This window comes from Actinomycetospora sp. CA-101289 (genome assembly GCF_050955895.1).
Taxonomy (GTDB): Bacteria; Actinomycetota; Actinomycetes; order Mycobacteriales; family Pseudonocardiaceae; genus Actinomycetospora.
Genome location: NZ_CP192093.1, coordinates 4,630,151 through 4,644,962 on the forward strand (window position 1 = coordinate 4,630,151; position 14,812 = coordinate 4,644,962).

General features: G+C 76.1%; 14 protein-coding genes. 6 read left to right on the forward strand and 8 right to left on the reverse strand.

What is annotated here, in order from left to right; all coding sequences use genetic code 11:
* Positions 1-55: 55 nt before the first annotated feature.
* Positions 56-814: an IclR family transcriptional regulator gene (locus ACQPX6_RS23140; protein ID WP_433782770.1), complete on the reverse strand. Its 759-nt coding sequence runs from the start codon at positions 812-814 to the stop codon at positions 56-58.
* 80 nt (positions 815-894) lie between these two features.
* Here ACQPX6_RS23140 and ACQPX6_RS23145 point away from each other — a divergent pair, with 80 nt between their 5' ends.
* Positions 895-1,617, forward strand: a complete 723-nt coding sequence (locus ACQPX6_RS23145) for a hypothetical protein (RefSeq protein WP_433782771.1) — start codon at positions 895-897, stop codon at positions 1,615-1,617.
* Positions 1,618-1,640: 23 nt separating this feature from the next.
* Here the strand turns inward: ACQPX6_RS23145 and ligD are convergent, their stop codons facing one another.
* Positions 1,641-4,226 carry a non-homologous end-joining DNA ligase gene (gene ligD, locus ACQPX6_RS23150; protein ID WP_433782773.1) on the reverse strand — a complete coding sequence of 862 codons (2,586 nt, stop codon included), beginning with the start codon at positions 4,224-4,226 and terminating at the stop codon, positions 1,641-1,643.
* Positions 4,227-4,329: 103 nt separating this feature from the next.
* Between ligD and ACQPX6_RS23155 the strand changes: the two genes are divergently transcribed.
* Both ACQPX6_RS23155 and ACQPX6_RS23160 read left to right on the forward strand, forming a co-directional pair.
* Positions 4,330-6,297, forward strand: coding sequence for a SpoIIE family protein phosphatase (locus ACQPX6_RS23155; RefSeq protein ID WP_433782775.1), 1,968 nt, complete (start codon positions 4,330-4,332; stop codon positions 6,295-6,297).
* 37 nt (positions 6,298-6,334) lie between these two features.
* Entirely contained in the window at positions 6,335-7,039 is a 705-nt protein-coding gene (locus ACQPX6_RS23160; protein ID WP_433782777.1) for a 2OG-Fe(II) oxygenase, read from the forward strand.
* Here ACQPX6_RS23160 and ACQPX6_RS23165 read toward each other — a convergent pair.
* A complete protein-coding gene (locus ACQPX6_RS23165) occupies positions 7,036-7,728 on the reverse strand; it encodes a TetR/AcrR family transcriptional regulator (RefSeq protein WP_433782779.1) in 693 nt (230 codons plus the stop codon). The two genes, ACQPX6_RS23160 and ACQPX6_RS23165, sit on opposite strands and share 4 nt — an antisense overlap.
* Before the next feature lie 84 nt (positions 7,729-7,812).
* Here ACQPX6_RS23165 and ACQPX6_RS23170 point away from each other — a divergent pair, with 84 nt between their 5' ends.
* Positions 7,813-8,697: an NAD(P)H-binding protein gene (locus tag ACQPX6_RS23170; protein ID WP_433782780.1), complete on the forward strand. Its 885-nt coding sequence runs from the start codon at positions 7,813-7,815 to the stop codon at positions 8,695-8,697.
* Positions 8,698-8,741: 44 nt separating this feature from the next.
* Entirely contained in the window at positions 8,742-9,221 is a 480-nt protein-coding gene (locus ACQPX6_RS23175) for a phage holin family protein (protein WP_433782781.1), read from the forward strand.
* Between the two features lie 61 nt (positions 9,222-9,282).
* Here ACQPX6_RS23175 and ACQPX6_RS23180 read toward each other — a convergent pair whose 3' ends face one another.
* The 5 genes from ACQPX6_RS23180 to ACQPX6_RS23200 are packed head-to-tail and all read right to left on the reverse strand — an operon-like array spanning position 9,283 to position 14,199.
* Positions 9,283-9,852, reverse strand: a complete 570-nt coding sequence (locus ACQPX6_RS23180) for a hypothetical protein (protein WP_433782782.1) — start codon at positions 9,850-9,852, stop codon at positions 9,283-9,285.
* Between the two features lie 30 nt (positions 9,853-9,882).
* The gene (locus ACQPX6_RS23185; protein WP_433782783.1) at positions 9,883-11,040 is read right to left on the reverse strand and encodes an acyl-CoA dehydrogenase family protein; all 1,158 of its coding nucleotides are present in this window, start codon (positions 11,038-11,040) and stop codon (positions 9,883-9,885) included.
* A gap of 29 nt (positions 11,041-11,069) precedes the next feature.
* Positions 11,070-12,416 carry an alkaline phosphatase family protein gene (locus tag ACQPX6_RS23190; RefSeq protein ID WP_433782784.1) on the reverse strand — a complete coding sequence of 449 codons (1,347 nt, stop codon included), beginning with the start codon at positions 12,414-12,416 and terminating at the stop codon, positions 11,070-11,072.
* A complete protein-coding gene (locus ACQPX6_RS23195) occupies positions 12,413-12,949 on the reverse strand; it encodes an adenylyltransferase/cytidyltransferase family protein (protein WP_433782785.1) in 537 nt (178 codons plus the stop codon). The genes ACQPX6_RS23190 and ACQPX6_RS23195 overlap by 4 nt, the downstream gene beginning before the upstream one ends.
* On the reverse strand, positions 12,946-14,199 hold the full coding sequence (locus tag ACQPX6_RS23200; protein WP_433782787.1) for an acyl-CoA dehydrogenase family protein: 1,254 nt from the start codon (positions 14,197-14,199) through the stop codon (positions 12,946-12,948). Before ACQPX6_RS23200 ends, ACQPX6_RS23195 begins: the two co-directional genes overlap by 4 nt.
* A 74-nt stretch (positions 14,200-14,273) precedes the next feature.
* Between ACQPX6_RS23200 and ACQPX6_RS23205 the strand changes: the two genes are divergently transcribed.
* The gene (locus ACQPX6_RS23205) at positions 14,274-14,789 is read left to right on the forward strand and encodes an isochorismatase family protein (protein WP_433782789.1); all 516 of its coding nucleotides are present in this window, start codon (positions 14,274-14,276) and stop codon (positions 14,787-14,789) included.
* Positions 14,790-14,812: the final 23 nt, after the last annotated feature.

The following is a 14,812-nucleotide window of genomic DNA, read 5'->3' on the forward strand; positions in this document are numbered from 1 at the left end:
GGTCCCGGGTGCCGTCGAGCATGCGCAGCCGGGGGTGGCCGGCGGAACGGCGTTCTCACTCAATGGGACGATCGTCGAGCCGGCGCCCGATGCGCCGCGAGGCGGCAGTGAGGGCCGGGAGGTGCCCGCGGGCACGGTCGTCGTTCGGGACGATCACCGAGACGGCCGCGACGAGCTGGCGCCCCGCGCCGCGGACCGGCACCGCGATGCCCGTGGCGTCGGGGTGGATGTACCCGGGGCAGAACGCGAACCCCTGCCGGCGGACGTCGGCGAGCAGCGCCCGCAGCGGACCGGGCTCGACCACCGTCGTGGGTGTGTACCGGTGGCGCGCGGCGGCGATGACCCGCTCCTGCAGCACCGCCGACCCGTAGGCCAGCAGCACCAGCCCCGACGACGACGCGTGCAGCGGCAGGCGCATCGCGATGCGCGTGTAGTTGATGACCGCGCGCTCGGCGCTGAGGCGCTCGACGAACAGCACCTCGTCGCCGTCGAGGATGCCGAGCTGGGTGTGGTGGCCGACCGCCTGCTGCAGCTCCTCCATCACCGGCATCGCGGTCTCGCGCAGCGACAGCGTCGGCGACGCCCGCGAGCCCAGCTCCCACAGCCGCGTCCCGACCCGCACCCGCCGGTCGGCGTCGCGGGCGAGCAGGCCCTGGGCGACGAGGTCGGCGATCAGGCGCGACGCGGTGGCCACGGGCAGCCCGGCGCGGCGCGCGACCTCGGAGATCTGCAGCGCGGGCGTCTCCGGCGTGAACGCCTCGAGGATGCGCACCACGCGCTCGAGCACCGACTCGCCCGACGTCGACCGCGCCACGCGCCGAGTGTGCGCCGTTTCCGGCGCGGGCGGTCCGGGAAACGCCGCCGGGTCCCGCGCACCCCCGCCCGAGGAGCGGCATGACCACCACGGACCCGCCCACACCCCCGCCCGGCCCCGTCGACCGGTTCCTCGACGCCACCGCGGGACGGCTCGTCGGGCCGGCGTTCGGCGTCGGGTCGTTCGTCCGCCGCGCCCGCGTGTTCCACCCCCGCGGGCGGACCTTCGCGGTGACGGTGGACGTCCCCGGCGACGAGCGCTGCGCCGGCACCGTGTTCGGGGAGCCCGCGACCCACCACGGGCTCCTGCGCCTGTCCCGCGGCGCGGGCGTGCCCGAGCCGCTGCCCGACCTGCTCGGCCTCGCGCTGCGCCTCGACCTCCTCGGCGGGCCGCAGGACCTCCTGCTGATCTCCTCCGCGCCGGCGCCCGGGGCGCGCCACGTGCTCGTGCCCGCCCGCGACTACGCCGGCACCCACTACTCCTCGATCAGCGTGTTCCGCCTCGCGGGGCGGACCGTGGTGCTGGGCGCACGCCCGGCCGAGGGGCACGGGCCGCTCGCCCGCCTCGACGAGGTCAGCGACGCCGCCCGGACCGGCCTGCGGATCGACCTGCTCGTGGCCACCCCGCTCGGCCCGTGGACGACGGTGGGCACGGTGACCGTGCACGACCCGGTGCCCGCCGAGCATAGCGAGCGCCTGCGTTTCACGCCCTTCCACCGCGCCGGGGGCGTCGAGCCGGTCGGCCTCACCAACGTCGTGCGCCGCCGGGCCTACGCCGACAGCCAGGCCGCCCGCCCGTCCTGAGTGCAGCGAACCCGGAACCGTGTTCAGAGCACCGGGAGGGTCTGCGCCCGGCCGACGAGCGGGCGCAGCGGGTCGCCGGCCTCGTGCAGCCGGTCGAGGGCGGTCCGCACCGTCCAGCGGTCGGGGGTCAGGTCGGGGTCGTCGAGCTCGTCCCAGGTCAGCGTCATCGACACCGGGGCGTCCGGGGACGGCCGCGGGCTGAACGGCGCCACGAGGGTCTTGTTGATGGCGTTCTGCGTGTAGTCTAGCCGCGCCAGCCCGCGGCGGCGGTCGGTGTGCCACTCCCACGACACCAGCTCCGGGCGGATCTGCCCGACCGCGCGCGAGAGCTTCTCCACCCACGCGCGGGTGTCGTCGAAGGTGTAGCCGTCGGCGATCGGCACCCAGATCTGCACGCCCCGCTTGCCGGTGACCTTGGGCGCCGCGTCGACCTGCAGGTGCGCCAGCGCCGCGCGGTAGAGCCGGGCGAGGGCCAGCACGTCGGCGAACCCCACCGCCGGCCCGGGGTCGATGTCGATGAGCGCCCAGGTGGGCTGGTGCACGTCGGGCAGCCGCGAGGTCCACGGGTGCAGCTCGACCGCCCCGTAGTTGGCCATCCACACGAGCGCCGCGGTGCTGTCGAGCACGAAGTAGTTCTGGGTCTCGTCCGGCTCGGCCTCGGGGTTGTGCCAGCGCCGCAGCCACGTCGCCGCGTGGTCGGGCACCTCCTTCTGCCAGAACCCGGCGCGCGCCGTCGAGTCGGGGAATCGGTGCAGGTTCACCGGGCGCCCGGCCAGGTACGGCAGCAGGTACGGGGCGACGCGGGCGTGGTAGCGGACGAGGTCCCGCTTGGTCACGGGCGGCCCGGCGTCGCCGGGGAAGAGCACCTTGTCGAGGTTGGTCAGCACCAGCTCGTGCCCGCCCAGCACCCACGTGCCCTTGGCGCCGAGGGCGTCCAGCGCCGCCAGCTCGTCCGCGGTGGCCGCGGCCTGCTGCCCGGGGTCGGCGCCCGCCAGCGGCACCTCGGCGGTCGCGGAGGGCGAACCGCTCTGCCACATCGCCGCCGGCGCCGCGGCCACCTCGTCGTTGGTGCGCCCGGAGATCACCGACTGCGGGTGCTCCTCGGGGTCCCAGCCCTCGACGGCGTGGTCGTCGTGCTTGTGCACGAGCATCCACTCCTCCTTCGACGACCCGCCGTCGCGCGAGCGGCGCCGGACGAGGGCGAAGCGGCCGGCGAGCTTCTCGCCGACCAGGTCGAAGTGCAGCTCGCCCGCGGCGACGGCGGCCGCCGGGTCGTCGGTGCGCGCCGGGTGCCACGTGCCGCGGTCCCAGACGATCACGTCGCCGCCGCCGTACTGGCCCTTCGGGATCACGCCCTCGAACCAGGCGTAGTCCATGGGGTGGTCCTCGGTGTGCACGGCCATGTGCCGCGCCGACGGGTCGAGGGTTGGGCCACGGGGCACCGCCCAGCTGGCGAGGGCGCCCTCGATCTCCAGGCGGAAGTCGTAGTGCAGCCGCCGGGCCCGGTGCCGCTGCACGACGAAGATCTTCTCGCCGGGGCTGGGGTCGCCGCCGGCGGGTTCCGGGGTGGCCGCGAAGTCGCGCATGGCCTGGTACTTCGCGAGCCGGTCCGCCGAGCCGGGAGCCGCCAGCTCCGCGGCGAGCTCGGGCAGCTCGATCCGGACCTCGTCGGGCTCCCGGTCGGGCCGCAGCCCCCGCCACGTCGCGTGCCGCAGGCGGCCGTCGGGGGTGACGTTGCGGTACTCGACCTCGCCGACCAGCTGCGGCGCCACCCACCGCGCGTCGCGGGAGTGCTCGCGGGGCACGGTCTCGTCGAACGGGCTGTCCGGGCAGCGCAGCGGCTCGAGCCGCTCCTGCAGCGCTGTGAGCATCGCGTCGGTGAACCCGGTGCCGACGTGGCCCAGGTAGCGCAGCCGCCCTTCGCCGTCCCGGGCGCCGAGCAGCAGCGACCCCACCGTCGAGCCCCGGCGACCCTTCCCGGGCGTCCAGCCGCCCAGCACGACCTCCTGGGTGTTCATCACCGCCGTCTTCACCCACGCCGACGACCGCCGCCCGGTCTCGTAGCGCGCGCTGCGGCGCTTGGCGACGACGCCCTCCAGGCCCTGTTTCCGCGCCACCTCGAGCACCGTGGCGGGCGGGACGTCGGTGAACGACGGCGACACCGCGATGCGCGGCCAGGCGTCGGCGCCGAGCGCCTCGAGCCGCGCGCGCCGCTCGTCCCACGGGCGGTCGCGCAGGTCCTCGCCGTCCTCGACGAGCAGGTCGAACAGGTACAGCGACACCGGCACCGAGGTGATCAGCCGCTGGTTGGGGGCGCGGACGTGCATGCGCTGCTGGAGCCGGCCGAAGCTCGGGCGGCCCTGGGCGTCCATCGCGACGATCTCGCCGTCGAGCAGCAGGGAGCGCCCGTCGCCGGCGTGGGCGAGCTCGGGGTAGGACGCGGTGACGTCGTTGCCGTTGCGGCTGGTGATCCGCACGCCGTCCGGCCCGGTCGCCACCAGGGCCCGCACCCCGTCCCACTTGAACTCCGCCGCCCAGCCCGAGCCGGTCGGCGGGTCGCCCGCGACGGCGAGCATCGGGAGCACCGCCTCGGTCCCGTCGGCAGCCACGTGGACCCTCCCCGCTCTCGTCTCGACTGGAGTACTACCCGACGCGGTGGGGTGGAGCGGTCCCGGACGTGTGACGCGTCCCGCCGCGGGAGACGATGGCCCCATGCCGCCCGAGGATCCCGTCGAGCACCCGGCGGGCGCCACCGATGACGTCGTCGCCGCGTTCGAGGACATCCCCGCCGTCCTCTGGGCCTTCGAGGGCCCGGAGCACCGGGTGGTGGCCGCCAACCGGGCCGCCCGGGCGAGCATGGGCTTCCGCCCCGGCATCGTCGGGCGCCCCATCCGGGAGGTGGCGCCCGAGCTCGACGGCCAGCAGGTGTTCGAGACCCTCGACGAGGTGTGGTCCCGCGGCGAGCCGGTGATCGGCGACGAGCGCCGCATCCTCGTCGACCGCGACGGCGACGGCCGCCTCGAGGAGGACTGGTACTCCTACACGTTCGTCCCCACCCACCACCCCGACGGCTCGGTGCGCGGCATGACCGTGCACATCGCGCGCGTGACCGACGAGGTGCTGCGCCGCCGCCGGGCCGAGCTCTCGGCGGCCGAGTCGGAGGAGCGGCGGCAGGCCGCGCAGGACGTCGTGCTCACCCTGCAGCGCTCGCTGCTGCCCGCGGGGGTCCCGGTGCTGCCGCAGGCGCGCCTGGCCGCCCGCTACGTGGTGGCCGAGCGCGAGCTCGCCGCCGGCGGCGACTGGTTCGACGCCGTGCCGCTGCCCGACGGGCGGGTGGCGCTGGTGGTGGGCGACGTCGTGGGCCACGGCGCCGCGGCGTCGGCGGCGATGGGCCGGCTGCGCGCCGTCGCCGCCAACGCGCTGGAGGCCGACCGGGGCGTGCTCGGCACGCTCGCCGACCTCGACCGCTTCGCCGCCCGCGAGCGCGCCACCCGCGCGACCACGGTCTGCCTCGCCGTGCTCGACCCCGCCACCGGCGACCTCGAGCTCGCGGCCGCCGCCCACCCGCCGCCGCTGGTGGTCACCGCGCAGGGCACCGCCCGCTGGATCGCGGTGACCGCGGGCGCGCCGCTGGGGACCGGGGTGGGCGCCCCCGTGCCGGCCCGCGACGTGCTGGCGCCTGGCGACGTGCTGGTGCTCTACACCGACGGCCTCGTGGAGCGGCCCGGCAGCACCCTCGACGAGGGCCTCGAGGCGCTGGCGCGCACCGCCGTCGCCGCCGGCCACGAGCCCGTCGAGGAGGGCACCACGGTGCCGTCGGCGCAGGTCGACCGCATCGCCGCGCTGACCGTCGAGCGGATGGGGTGGACCGGCGGCGGCCACGCCGACGACGTCACCCTGCTCGCGGTGCAGCGCACCGCCGACCCGCTGCCGCCGCTGACGCTCGAGATCCCGCCCGACGCCCGGCGCCTCGGCCGCCTGCGACGCGGGTTCGCGGCGTGGCTCGACGACGCGGGCGTGGGCGAGGACGACGCGATGGCGCTGGTGCACGCCGTCGGCGAGGCCGCCACCAACGCCGTCGAGCACGCCTATCCCGAGCCGCCCCCGGACGGCGTCGGCGTGCGCCTCGGCGCGGTGCTCGACGCGGGCGGGCGGGTGCACGTCACCGTGGCCGACTCCGGACGCTGGCTGCCGGCCGCCGACGACGCGGGCGGGCGGGGGCGCGGGCTGATGATGATGCGCGGCATGGTCGAGCACGTCGACGTCAGCACCGGCCCCGACGGCACCGTCGTGACCCTCGTGGCGCCGGTGCACCGGGAGGCGACCGTCGGCACCTACGGCGACGAGGCCGCGGTGACGTCGGTGCGCGGCGTCGTCGAGGAGCTGACCAGCGAGCTGGCCGAGCCCCACGTGCTCACGCTGCGCGGGCCGGTCGACGCGCAGACCGTGGACCGGTTCCGGCACCGCGTCCTCGAGGCGGGCCGCGGCGGCGCCCGCGAGCTCGGCCTCGACCTCGACGGCGTCACGGTGTTCTCCAGCTCGGCGGTCCAGGCCGTGCACGAGCTGCGCCACGAGCTGCCGGGCCTGCGGCTGCGGGCGGGTCCCGCGAGCGTCGCGCGCCGGGTCCTCGCGCTGACCGGGCTCGACGACCTCCTCGACGAGACGCCGGCCCGGCACTGACCGCCACGCCGGGGCGCCGCGCGGTGTTCTCCCGGACATGGAGACGCTGACGTCCCTCGACCACCTGCCCTGGGACGCCCTGGCGGACCGGCTGGACCGCGAGGGCTTCGCGGTGACCGAGCCGCTGCTCACGCCCGACCGGTGCCGGGAGGTCATCGACCTCTTCGACGACGACGCCGCGTTCCGCTCGACGGTGGACATGGCCCGGCTCTCGTTCGGTGCGGGCCGCTACCGGTACTTCGCCGACCCGCTGCCGGCGCTGGTCCGGGAGCTGCGCACCCGGCTCTACCCGCCGCTGGCCGCGATCGCGAACCGGTGGGCGGGGCTCCTCGGCGAGGACCCCTTCCCCGACGACCACGCCGGGCTCGTCGCGGCGTGCGCCGCCGCCGGCCAGCACCGGCCGACCCCGCTGCTGCTGCGCTACGGCCCGGCGGGCTACAACTGCCTGCACCAGGACGTCTACGGCGACCTGACCTTCCCCCTGCAGGTGCTGATCATGCTCAACACGCCCGACGTCGACTTCACCGGCGGCGAGAGCGTGTTCGTCGAGCAGCGCCCCCGCCAGCAGTCCCGCGCGATGGTCGCGCGCCCGGGGCTCGGGCAGGCCGTCGTGTTCCCGGTGCGTCACCGCCCCAAGCAGGGGTCACGCGGCCACCACCGCGTGCAGATGCGCCACGGGGTGTCGGCGGTGCACACCGGCGAGCGCCACGTCCTGGGCGTGATCTTCCACGACGCGCGCTAGTCGCCGGAGGCGATGCGCGCGAGCCACTCCCCCAGCAGGAGCCGCTCGGCGTCGCTGAGGACCTCGAGATCGGGCACCGCCTCGGCCAGGGCGAGCGCGGCGGGCACGGGTCCGGGCCGCTCGGCCGGGGGCGCGTCGGTGGTGATCGCGGCGATCACCGCGTCGCGGGCCGTGGCCGAGAGCAGCGGCTCGCGGCGGTCCGCCGGGGCGTCGACGAGCGTCAGGACCGTGCCCCGCCCAGCGGCGTGCACCAGCCCGACGGCCCGCTCGACCGGCACGCGGAGCCGGCCCGCCCGCGCGACACGGGCGACGTGCCCTGCCAGGACGTCGACGGCGGCCGCGGCGGCCGGCGACGTGGAGCCGCCGTCGACCGCGCGCTCGTACATGAGCCGGTAGAGCGCCGGCTGCGCGAGGCCCATCTCGATGTGCGCGTCCCAGCCGTCGCGCAGGTCCTGCACCGGGTCGTCGGTGGGCTCCCGGCTCGCCTTGTCGGCGAGGTAGCGGCGGAAGCCCTCGCTGGCCACCACGTCGAGCAGGCCCTGCTTGTCGCCGAACAGCCGGTAGATCGTCGGCGCCTGCACCCCCGCCGCGGCGCTGACCGCGCGGGTGGACACCGCGTCCGGCCCGCCCTCGACGAGGAGCCCGAGCGCCGCGGTGACGATGCGCTCCCGGACACCGCCCTCGCTCATGGTGCCGACGTTAGCGCTTCGTTTCTTCCACCGCTAATAACGGTGCTAACGTCGAGCCGTCAGCACCGACAGCAGGAGGAACACATGATCGTCGTCAGCGGAGCCAGCGGTGCGCTCGGGCGCCTCGTGGTGGAGCGGCTGCTCGAGCGCGAGCCGGCCGAACGGATCGCCGTGAGCGTGCGCGACCCCGCGCGGGTCGCCGACCTCGAGCAGCGGGGCGTGCGGGTGCGGCGCGCCGACTACGCCGACCCGGACAGCCTCGCGCGGGCCTTCGAGGGCGCCTCGCGGGTGCTCGTGGTCTCGGCCAACACGGTCGGCGACGAGGCGGTGCGGCTCAACCGCGCGGGCATCGAGGCCGCCGTGGCCGCCGGCGCTCAGCACGTGCTCTACACGAGCCACATGGGCGCCGACCCGTCGTCGCCCTTCCCGCCGATGATCACGCACGCGGCCACCGAGGAGATCCTGCGCGGGTGCGGGGCCCCGGCCACCACCGCCCTGCGCCACGGCTTCTACGCCGCGACCGTGCCGCGCCTGGTGACCGGCGCGCTCGCGACCGGCGAGCTCCGCGCCCCCGGGGACGGCCCGGTGGCGTGGACCGCGCACGCCGACCTCGCCGAGGCCGCGGCCGTCGCGCTGACCGCCGACGCCCTGGCCACCGACGCCCCGGCCGACACCGCCACGCCGCCCTTGACCGGCCCCGAGGCGTTGACGCTGGTCGACGTCGCCGCGCTGGTCGCGGAGCTCGCGGGTCGCGAGGTGCGCCGGGTCGTCGTGTGCGACGACGCGTACCGCGCGGGTCTGGTCACCCACGGCGTGCCGGCGGCGGGCGCCGACATGCTGGTGGGCATGTTCGCGGCCGCCCGGCAGGGTGCCTTCGCGCCCGCGGACCCGGCCCTGTCGGCCGTGATCGGCCGGCCGACGACCCCGCTGCACGACGTCCTCGCCGACCACCTGGCGCCCGCCCACTGAGCCGCGCGTTCATCGGGCCCCGCCCGACGGGTACCTGCGGGGCCATGACCGAACAGCAGCAGCAGAGTCCCCAGGCCGGCATCGCGGGCGCGTTGACCGACCTCTCGGAGCAGACGCGGATCCTCGTCCGCGGCGAGATCGCCGCCGCCCAGCAGGAGACCTGGGACAAGCTCAAGGCGACCGCGCCCGCCCTCGGGCTCCTCGGCGGCGCGGGGGTGCTCGGACTGGCCGCCTCCGCCTCGGCCTACCGCGCGAGCCTCCGTCTCCTCGAGCGGTGGCTCCCGCCGTCCGGGGCCGCGCTCGTGGCCACGGCCCTCTACGGCGGCGGGGCGGCCGCCGCGGGCGCCCTCGGCGTGCAGCAGCTCCGGACGCTGCCCGTCCCCTTCCCCACCGACACCGTCGCCGAGACCGGGGCGCTGGTCGAGGAGACCGCGGCCGAGGTGCGCGGCGGAGCCGACACTGCCACGGCCCGGGGCGTCCCCGGGCCGACGCTCCCCACGCCCCGCGACGTCCCGCGCCCCTGACCGGCTGGACGCGGAGGCCGGCGACCGCGAGGCCGGCTGCGCGGCCGCGCGGCCGGGTCGGTCAGTCCTGCTGCGCGGCCTTCTCCAGCGGCTGCTCGACGGTCTTCCGGTCGCGGTGCGCCCGCTCGTGCTCCAGGGCCTGCTGCGCGGTGCCCGGGTCCATGTCGCGGGTGGCCTTCTTCGCCTCGTCGGCCTTCATCTCGTCGAGCTGCGCGACCTTGCGGGCGGACTTCGCCTCGCCGGTGTTCGGGACGTCGCCCTGTCCCTTCTTCGAGGCCTCCCGCTTGCGCTTCCGGGTCTCCTCCTTCTCCTCGTCCGACATCTCCTCCCAGGCCTTCTTCGGCAGGTAGCGGTCGGTCTCGCCGTCGCCGCGGGCCTCGGTGGAGCCGTCGGCGGTCTGCCAGTCCTCGTCGGTCCACTGCTTCAGGCTGCGCTGGCCCTCGGTGGGCTGGTCGGGGTGCTCGTAGCCGCCGCCGTGGCGCTCGTACTCCTGGGTGAGCAGCTGGCTCTTGCGCGCCGACCACTTGCCCGGCGCCCCGCCCTTGTCGGACTGCTTGATCTCCTCCTTGAGCCGTTCGCGCAGCTCCGGGTGGGTGTAGTCCTTCTCGTAGTCCTTCGCGCCCTTGGCCATGGGTGCGGATACCCGCCAGGCGGCTCGGCTCTACAGCCCGCCGCGCTGCACCAGTTGGCGCACGATGACGTTGCTCTGGATCTCGTTCGTGCCCTCGCCGACGATCATCAGGGGCGCGTCGCGGAAGTAGCGCTCGACGTCGAACTCGGTGGAGTAGCCGTAGCCGCCGTGGACGCGGATGGCGTTGAGGGCCACCTCCATCGCGGTCTCCGAGCAGAAGAGCTTGGCCATCCCCGCCTCCATGTCCGACCGGTCGCCGGAGTCGTAGGCGCGGGCGGCGTGCAGCAGCAGGCTGCGCGCAGCGGTGATCTTGGTGCCCATGTCGGCGAGCAGGTTGCCCACCGACTGGTGCTTCCAGATCGGCTGCCCGAAGCTCTCGCGCTCCTGGGCGTAGCGCAGGGAGTCGTCGAAGGCCGCGCGCGCGACGCCGGTGGCCCGCGCGGCGACCTGGATGCGCCCGATCTCGAGGCCCCGCATCATCTGCGCGAAGCCCTGGCCCTCGACCCCGCCGAGCACCGCGTCGGCGCCGACCCGGGCGTCGTCGAACGACAGCTCGCAGCTCTCGACGCCCTTGTAGCCGAGCTTGGGCAGGTCGCGGGAGACCGTGACGCCGGGGACCTTCTCGACCAGCAGCACGCTGATGCCGGCGTGCGCGGGCTCGGCCTGCGGGTCGGTCTTGCACAGCAGGGCGATGAGGTCGCTGCGGCGGGCGTTGGTGATCCAGGTCTTGCTGCCGTTGACCACGTAGCCGTCACCGTCGGGCTTCGCGACCGTGCGCATCGCCTGCAGGTCCGAGCCCCCGCCCGGCTCGGTGAGGGCCATGGTCGCGCGCAGCTCGCCCGTCGCCATGCGCGGCAGGTAGCGCTGCTGCTGGGCCTCGGTGCCGTAGGTGAGCAGGAGCTTGGCCACCACCGTGTGCCCGCCCATCGATCCCGCGAGGCTCATCCACCCGCGCGCGAGCTCCTCGGTGACCATCGCGTAGCAGGGCGTGCTGACCTGCACGTCGCCGTAGGGCTCGGGGATCGCCAGGCCGAAGACCCCGAGCTCCTTCATCTGCTCGATGAGCTTCTCGGGATAGGTGTCCGCGTGCTCGAGCTCCCGGGCGACGGGCCGGACCTCGTGGTCGACGAAGTCGCGGACGGTGTCCACGATGGCCTGCTCCTCGACGTCGAGGCTGCCCAGCGACATGTCCGCTCCTCCCGACCGGTGGACCCCCATCATCGCTCGATCATCGGCTCCGGCGCGTCCGGCAGGGCCGCCGTGCGCCGCGGGGTCGGGCGGTGGCCCAGGAACGCCGCCCGGTGCGCGTGCCCGAGCAGCAGCGGGAGGACGTCGCGCGCGGTCACCGCGCCGTACCAGCCGGCGTGGGCGGGCGCCTCGCCGAAGGCCGTGACGCCGTCGCGGCGCACGGTCGGCCCGGCGACCACGAGCGGGGTCGGGTCACCGGTGTGCAGCACGCCGCCGGTCGAGGGCGTGGCGTGGTCGCCGGTCACGGCGACGACCGCGTGCTCCGCAAGGTCGAGGAGCCCGGCGAGCCCCGGGTCGAGGGCCTCGAGCACCGCGAGCTTCGCCCGCGGATCCTTGGTGTGGCCGGCGTCGTCGGTGGCCTTGGTGTGCACGTGCACGAACGCGGCGCCCCCGTCCAGCAGGCCGCGCGCCGCGTCCAGGCGCGCCGTCAGGTCGGCGCCGTGGTCGGGGTCGGGCGCGAGGTGCTGCGCCGGCATCCCGAGCAGGGCCGCGAGCCCCCGGTAGAGCCGCGTGCTCGTGACGGCGGCGCCCGTGGTCCCGACGTGCTCGGCGAACGGTGGCACGGCCCTGAGCGCGCCCGACCACTTCGTGGTCAGCACGTCGAGCGCCGGGCGGCCCCGGCGGCGGCGGTCGGCGTTCACGGGGTGCGCCACCAGCGCCGCACGGGCCTCGCGCAGCAGGGCCGTCAGCGCCTCGGCCGTCGGGGCGGCCTGCGGCGCCTCCGCGCACGGGAGCACCCGCAGCCAGGGGTGGCGGTCCTCGAAGAAGGGGTCGGAGTCGGTGACCGCGCCGGACGCGCAGCCCGGCAGGAGCAGCACCGCCTCGCCGCGCCCGCCGAGCGGCACGAGCCGGTGACCGTGCGCGGTGGCGAGGCCGCCCACCGCCGCGAGCAGGACCGCGGCCTCGTCGGCGTCCTCCCGCGCCGTCCGGCCCGTGATCCACACCCGCCCGTCGGGGTCGACCGACGACGTGCGCAGCGCCGCGTGGGTGACCGCGACGCCGGGCGGCACGTCGACGCCCGCACCGAGCGCCTCGAGCACCGCCCGGCCGGGGAAGGCCACGTCGGCGTAGCCGAACAGCGCCCAGTGCGCGAGCTCCGAGGAGGGCGCACGACCCCAGCCGAACGGCAGGTGCCAGCCGGAGGCCCCGCGGGCGGCGAGGGCGTCGAGCACCGGGGTGTGCGCCGCCTCGGACGGCGTCCGGTCGCCGAGCTCGGGGATCGGCCGGTCGCCCAGGCCGTCGAGGACGACGAGCACCACCGGCAGACGGTCGTCGTCGAGCCGGGGCTGCGTCTCGCCGTGGCCGGGCGGTCTCACCGCGCGGCGAGGAGGTCGGCGAGCACCGGCACCGTCGCCTGCGGGACGAGCCCGGCCCACGTGGCGTCGGCGAAGCCCGCGCGGATGGTGGCGGCGTCCAGCTTCGTCGCGGGGTCGCCCTCGACGAGCACCACGCCGTAGCCGCCGTCCGCGAGCCGCCCGGCCTTGTCCTTCTCCCACGGCGAGAACGCGCGCACGTACTGCACGGCGGCGAGGGGCACGTACTCCGGCCACAGGTGCGGGCGGGTGAGGTCGAACGGGACGACCGTGGTGCGGTCGACGAGCCCCGCGCCGGCCAGGGCCGCGGCGAGCAGCCGCGCGCGTTCGTAGAAGGTGAACGGGTTGGCCTCGTCGGTGTGGCGGTGGGCCGAGGTCGTCGCCGTGTGCCGGGCGCCGGTGTCGGGGTTGGTGACGGCGACGACGAGGTGGTCGTGCTCGGCGAGGGCGAGCGCGAAGAGCTCCAGGTGCTGGGCGTGGACGGGCTGGAAGCGCCCGGTCACCGCGGCGAGGCTCACCGGGCCCCCGCCCTTCATCGTGGGCCCCGGCGCAGCAGCCCGCGCGCGATCGCGTTGCGCTGGATCTCGACGGTGCCCGCCGGGATCTTGAGGTTGCGGGCGAGGCGGAACAGCTTCTCCTCCGGCGAGCCGATCCGCAGCCCCGTGCCGCCGTGCACCTGGACCGCGCGGTCGGCGACGCGGAAGAAGGCCTCGTCGTTGATCACCTTCACCAGGCTCGTGAGACGCGGCGCGTCGGGGTGCAGCGGGACGCCGAACGCCCCGCCGGGCAGCGCGTCGATCTCGGCCTGCGCCTGCAGCGACGCCGCCCGCGCCGTGTACACGTCGGCGTCCATGTCGGCGAGCATGTGCTGCACCGACTGCAGCTCGGCGATCGGCGACCCGCCCGAGGTGCGCTGCTGCGCCCGGTCCAGGGCGCGGTCGAGCAGCCACTCCCCCCAGCCGGCGCACATGCCGCCCCGGCACAGCCGCCGCCAGTTGATCCACGCCATGGCCAGGGCGAAGCCGTCGCCGACCTCCCCGACGACGTCCTCGGCCGGCACCCGGACGCCGTCGAGGTGCAGCTCGCCGGTGAGCCCGTCGTCGAGCATCGTCGGGATGTCGCGGCCCCGGGAGAAGCCCGGCGCGGACGCGTCCACGAGGAACATCGACAGAGAGCGCGTGCCGGCGCCGGGCTCGGTGACGGCGACGACCTGGACGACGTCGGCGAAGTGCGCGTTGGTGATCCAGGCCTTGCTCCCGTCGAGGATCCAGTCGCTCCCGTCGCGCCGGGCCCGCGTCTCCATGGCCAGGACGTCGGTGCCCACCGCCGTCTCGGTGTTGGCGAAGGCCGCGGTGATCTCGCCGGCCATCAGCGGCTCGAGCCAGCGCGCGCGGGCCGCGTCGGAGCAGTGCTCGATGGCGGGGTTGGCGCCCTCGGTCCACGCCAGCGCCGCGAGCCCCAGCCCGAGACCCGCGCGCCGGTAGACGAACTCCTCGACGTGCTGCATCTCGGCGCGCGTGAACCCGCCGCCCCCGACCCCGGCGGCGACGTGCGGGTTGTAGAGCCCCGCCGCCGCCGAGCGCCGCTGCACCTCGCGCCGGGCCTCCCACACCGCGGGGTGCATCCGGCCGGCCTCGTCGAGCCGCGGGTTCGCCGGGGTGCCGACGTCCCGCGCGGCGAGGTCGGTCTCGAGCGGCGCGACGACGTCGTCGAGGAAGGCGGCGAAGCGCTGCGTGTGGTCCGCGACGCGGTCGGTGCGTCCGGGCAGGGCGGGAGCGGTGGTCACCCGCCCGCCCTACGGGGCCGGGCGACCCCCCGTCAACCTCGCGCCGACCGCCTGCGGGCACCTACGGTCGGTCCGTGCCGCTGCTCTCCGCCGAGTCCTCGGTCCTGCTCGTCGTCGACCTGCAGGAACGGCTCATGCCCGCGATCGCCGAGGGGCCGGCGGTGCTCGAGAACGCGGGGCGCCTCGTGCGGGCGGCGACCCGGCTCGGCGTGGCCGTGTGCGCCACCGAGCAGAACCCGGACGGCCTCGGCCGCACGGTCGGCGCCGTCGCGGAGCTGCTGCCCGCGCCCGCCGTGGCCAAGACGTCGTTCGCCGCCGACGTCGACCCCGGGCCCGGCACCGTCGTGGTCGCCGGGTGCGAGGCGCACGTCTGCGTCCTGCAGACCGTCCTCGGGCTCCGCGCCCGCGGACGCGACGTCGCGGTGGTGGCCGACGCCGTCGGCAGCCGCCACCCGAGCAACCACGAGCGCGCCCTGGACCGGATGCGCGCCCACGGCGTCGACGTGGTCACCACGGAGATGGTGCTCTTCGAGTGGCTGCACGACAGCGACAACACGGCGTTCCGCGAGGTCCAGCGCCTCATCCGGTGAGGGGGCTCGCCAGCGGCTTGCGT

Excerpts from the sequence above, each read along its gene's own strand:
- ACQPX6_RS23180 (WP_433782782.1), bottom strand. The coding sequence starts at position 9,852 with ATGGCCAAGGGCGCGAAGGACTACGAGAAGGACTACACCCACCCGGAG.
- ACQPX6_RS23195 (WP_433782785.1), bottom strand. The coding sequence starts at position 12,949 with ATGAAGGGCGGGGGCCCGGTGAGCCTCGCCGCGGTGACCGGGCGCTTC.
- ACQPX6_RS23160 (WP_433782777.1), top strand. The coding sequence starts at position 6,335 with ATGGAGACGCTGACGTCCCTCGACCACCTGCCCTGGGACGCCCTGGCG.
- ACQPX6_RS23175 (WP_433782781.1), top strand. The coding sequence starts at position 8,742 with ATGACCGAACAGCAGCAGCAGAGTCCCCAGGCCGGCATCGCGGGCGCG.
- ACQPX6_RS23165 (WP_433782779.1), bottom strand. The coding sequence starts at position 7,728 with ATGAGCGAGGGCGGTGTCCGGGAGCGCATCGTCACCGCGGCGCTCGGG.
- ACQPX6_RS23170 (WP_433782780.1), top strand. The coding sequence starts at position 7,813 with ATGATCGTCGTCAGCGGAGCCAGCGGTGCGCTCGGGCGCCTCGTGGTG.
- ACQPX6_RS23145 (WP_433782771.1), top strand. The coding sequence starts at position 895 with ATGACCACCACGGACCCGCCCACACCCCCGCCCGGCCCCGTCGACCGG.
- ACQPX6_RS23185 (WP_433782783.1), bottom strand. The coding sequence starts at position 11,040 with ATGTCGCTGGGCAGCCTCGACGTCGAGGAGCAGGCCATCGTGGACACC.
- ACQPX6_RS23155 (WP_433782775.1), top strand. The coding sequence starts at position 4,330 with ATGCCGCCCGAGGATCCCGTCGAGCACCCGGCGGGCGCCACCGATGAC.